Source organism: Blastocatellia bacterium (genome assembly GCA_025054955.1).
Taxonomy (GTDB): domain Bacteria; phylum Acidobacteriota; class Blastocatellia; order HR10; family J050; genus JANWZE01.
In genome coordinates this window covers 1-4,763 of record JANWZE010000065.1, presented here as the reverse complement: position 1 = coordinate 4,763, position 4,763 = coordinate 1, and the positions used below count along the sequence as shown (strand labels likewise).

General features: G+C 56.8%; 2 protein-coding genes. Both read right to left on the bottom strand.

From position 1 onward, the window contains the following. Positions 1–3,773, bottom strand: a 3,773-nt coding sequence (locus tag NZ823_09255) for a GAF domain-containing protein (GenBank protein MCS6805311.1), incomplete at its 3' end; no start/stop codon positions are given. A gap of 96 nt (positions 3,774–3,869) precedes the next feature. Beyond that, a partial coding sequence (locus NZ823_09250; protein ID MCS6805310.1) for a roadblock/LC7 domain-containing protein occupies positions 3,870–4,763 on the bottom strand: 894 nt, incomplete at its 5' end.

Below are 4,763 nucleotides of genomic sequence, written 5' to 3'. Positions count from 1 at the left end.
GTCCCGTGCGTTTTGGTGCTGAAGAATGGATCGAAGATTTTGTCAAGGATGTCAGGCCCGATGCCCACGCCGGTGTCGCGGATGGCATACTCGATGAACGTAGCGGGGGCCTCGCCAGCGCTTATATCGCCGTTGTCGGAGGCGGAGATCGTCCGCAACGAGGCGGATAGCGTCCCGCCATCGGGCATGGCATGGATGGCGTTGATGATCAAGTTGAGGAAGACTTGTTCCATCTGATTGGGGTCCATCATGGCCGAGATCGTGCCTGCTTGGTAATCGCGTTGGACCTGGATGAGGCTGGCTTCCAACTGGGGCGTCAATGTGTCTATAGCACGCTCCAGCGGCTCGACAGGATCCACGGCTGTCAGTGTTGGCGGGGTTGTGCGTGAATACGCGAGCATTTCGCGCACCGTCGTATCCAATCGTTGCAGTTCAGCAATGAGGCGATCAAAGTAACGGGCTTCACGCTCGCCGTACTGGAGTCGTCGTTTGAGCAGTTCTAGGCCGCTCATCATGCTAGCCAAGGGATTCTTGATCTCATGGGCTAATCGAGCCGACATCTCGCCGATCAAGGCCAGTGGGGTCAGCCGATAGCGTTCATGCTCCAGCGCGCGAATTTCGCTCATATCGGTGAATATGCCCACAGCGCCGGATAGCGCGCCACGCTCGTCAGCCAGTGGTGAAACCGTTACCGACACGTGCTTCTTGCTGCCGCCTTTGGTGACGATTTGCAGTTCATCCCAGTTGATCACACGGCCTTGAATCATGGCGTCGTTGAACGGGTTGACGCGGGTAAAGAGCGAGGCTTCAATGTCGCTGATCCGCCGACCGAGAACATCACGCTGACGATAACCGGTCAATCGTTCCATTGCCGGGTTGAACATGGTGACCGTTCCGTCTCGATCGAGCGCCATGACGCCGCTATGCAGGTTGGTGATCAACACCTCGTTCAAATCTGTTGCAGCGCGCTCTGGCGCAGACACCGGTTGGGGTTTGGCCTCAGGGGTTGTTTCCGTGTGGAGCAGTTGATGGAGCGTGCTGGCAATGCGATTGCTGATGATGGCGAAGAATTCGCGCGAATAGTGAGCAAAATGATTCGCTTCGGGTGAGGCAAAAACGAGCAGCCCGATCAATTCATCGTGGGCTACCAGCGGCAAGAGCACGCCTGAACGGATGCTTTCGGCGCGCAGCACATCAATCAATTTGCGGTTGCGAATCTGGTGGCTCTTCTCGATTTCTGATTCGATGAGGATTTCGCGGGCGGGCAGGGACGCAATGCTGTTTTCAGCCTCGTCAATCGAAATGCGCCGGCCCAGACCGGCCAAGGCTTCGCTCAACCCCTGATGGCGGAAGAGCCAGAGGTCTCGTTCAGCCGATTGCCGGAGGAAAAAGGCGCAGTGCGTGGCGTCCAGCGAGCGGGTCAGGTTGTTGATAATGTCGTCGCACATCTTGCCGAGCGAAGAAGGCGCGCTCATGGACTCGATGGCCGACTGCATCTTGGCCATTTCCTGGCTGTGTTGAACGATGGTTTCGCGCATCCGCGATTGATCCACTACGCTACCCAAACAATAGGCGATCACCGAGGTGAACGCCTGTGCCGACGTCTCGGTGGGTGCTTGCTCGGGTGCAAAAATGATCAGGGCGCCGACCGTCTTATCGCGTGTTCTCAGTGGCATGACGAGCATAGAGTTGTACAGCTCGTCAGGGCTGGTCAGGGCTTTGATGTCGTCGGGGATGTTTTTATTCTGGTAGAAATCGGTCAACGACAATGATTGTCCGCTAATGACCGCGCGTCCGATGGTGCCTTCGCCAATCCGTAATGGCCCTCGCCGAGCCAATCGTTCAATCGGCCCGCCTTGCCCGTAGGTCTGGATGAGCGTCTGCGTGAGCGGATCAATCAACCAGACGCCGACAGCCGAGCCGGGGAAGAAGTCGGTCAATCGGGTGGCTGCTTCCTCGCAGATTTCTTCAATCGGCGCGCCTCGCTCGATGAGCGTAAACAGATCCGAGATCAGTTGCCAATCGGTTTCGATTCGACTTACCGGCGCCAGCGTTGATGGCGTGGCCGTCTCTCGCTGGCTGACATCGGCGCGCTGCTGGGCGACTGCGTCCTCTGGCCATTGCGCTGGCCTTTCGGGCATGGTCACGATAGGGGCTGCCACGGCCAGCGCCACCTGGGCGGCAAGCTCGGTGGCGAATAATTCGTCCTCGCTGGTGAACAGTTGACCGTTGTGTTTGTCAGCAAAGTAGAGCGCTCCGACTGTGGCTCCACGCACTCGTAGCGGCACGCCCAGAAACGTGCGCATTCGCGGATGATTGGCCGGGAATCCGCTGAAGCGCGGATGATTTGCGATATTATCTAACCGGAGCGGCCCTGACCATTCGGCCAGCAGTCCTAGAACGCCACGATGAGTTGGCAACAAGCCAATCGCTTCGCGGACGGAATCTTCAATGCCAGCGGTGAACAGCTCGGCGGTCTGTCCCTGTTCGTCATAAAGGGCAATGGCCGCGAACTCCGATCCCATCTGCCGATTGGCCTCGACAATCAGCGACTGCAACCCTTCGCTCAGGTTTGAACTCTGGCGGAGCAGCTCGCGGGCTTGCTGGAGGAATTTCATCTGTTCTTCCCACTGGGTAGCCGCCTCCAGTCGCCATTTCAGTTCATGTTCGGCTTCCTGTCGTTTGCGCACCGCGACTTCATCCTCCAGCTCGAAGCCGATGCGTCGGGCAATTGATGAGAGCGTCTTCAGGTCCCGCTTTTGCAACGTGACAGGCTCAGAATTGTACAGATTGAGCAGGCCAATCAGCTCGCCTGTGCGGTTCAGGATGGGAATGCCGACGTAGAAGTTGAAGTTGTTATCTCGCAGGAATCGGTCATCGGGGTACGTATCGGCCGCCTTGTAGATGACCTGATGATGTTTGGTTTGGATCACTGGCATGCGCGCTGTTCCCTCGGTGGCAAACACGCCGAGGTCGGTGGTGTAGTCGGACATGCGCATGGAGCGGACGGTCGCCGTCTCTGTCTGGCCATCTTGAAACTCTTCAATGCTACATGCTTTGACCTGATACAACGTGGCCAACGACTCAGTGATGTGATTCAACACCTGGCTCAGTTCACCCGACGGCAGCAGGAGCAATTGGATCAGCCCTTGAAGGTGCTGGTTTTCGGCCTGCATCTCAGCCGTGGCGCTGTAGACCTGATTGCCAGCCCGCCGGACTTCCGATGACAGGTTCATCAGACGAACAGCAATAGCAACCTCGGCTGCGACAGTTTCCAGGAAATGCTTTTCCGCTTCGCTCCACGGGTGCAGGGGCGCGGTATGACCTATCACGATGACTGCCTCCAATTGCTCGCCCAAGCAGGGGACAAAGCAGAGCATCCGAATGCCGGCTGCTTGAAACCGGGCGCGTTCAGCCATCACGATGTGGTCGTTGAGCGGGTCGTCAACCCGCACGATGTCCCCTCGGCGAAGTCGCTGGAAGAGGTCGGGGAATTCTGGTTCTTTCAGTGGCCAACGCAATGGAGCCAGTTCCGGCTCCTGGTAACCTGCGCGCCAACGCAGCGTGTCCGAGTTTGGATCGCACAGGTAAACCATGCAATGATGAACACGCAGGTGTTCACCAATCATCTGGGCGACCAGTTGCAACACTTCATCCAAGTCGAACGAGCCCCGGATGCGCAAAGCAAGTTGACGGATCAAGGGATCAACCACCTCAAGATGGGAGGCGTCACTGTCTGATGGTTTATCCTTGAAGAGTCGTTTTAGAACCATATTCTCTGTCCCTTGTCATCAATCGTTTGTTCATTGCCGATGGTTTCCGGTCTGAGTTGCTTAACCGGACAGTTATGAAACCAACCACGAGAGCGCTCACGCATAATTCGCCATGATGTGACCGACCTTTTGCGCTCGTTGCCGAGCTTGCAACAGAGCCAGACCAAGCGTCGCTTTGGCATTGGTAATAAACACCAGGAAAGAGCCGTCGCCGACCTCCGAAAGGATAATGTTACCTAGGTCGCCTTGAATAAAAGATTGCCGGTGATGGCCGCGACCGAGTTCCTCAGCCAGACGTTGACACATCCGGAACAGCGAACCGGCATCGGCCAATACGCTGGACGAAAGCGCGTGTGGCGGTAGGCTTGAAGCTAGGATCGCGCCATCAACAGTCAAAAGCAAGCCGCCTTCCAGATGATCTGATGCCATGAGCAGCTCCTCGATGTGACGCTTGTCATCGCTGGAGAAAGCAGGCATCTTGGTCCCTCTTTGAGGGAAATCCGAAATCCCAGATTCGAAATCCGAAACGTTTGGGATTTCGGGTTTCGTGCTTGGGATTTCCCCGCAGGAGTCCGAGGTCTCTTGTTGTATGACGGCCGGAGGCGGCTCGTCGGCCAACTGCTCAGCAGGTTGAGACTCAGCAACCGGGGCCTCATGCAAGGGCTGGGGCGCATCAGGTATGACCTCTGAAATCTCCTGTTGAGTCTGCTGTTGCTCAGTGGCTGCTGTCGTCGGGGTTGACATGGAACCGGGCTGCGTAGCGGCGCTCAGCAGACTGTCGAAATCCCGAAAAATGGTTCGAGTCGGCGGCGGCTCATCGGTGAACACAGCATAATCATTCGATTGCCAGTTGATGATTTGACGGAAAGCGGGTTCACCGGTTTGATCCTGGGTCACAGCATGAACGATTTCGCCGTCTTGGTAGTAAATCAATCCCTCGCTTGCACCGGCTCGCACCAGCAGTGTTTTGTGAGCGCGACTCACATGGAA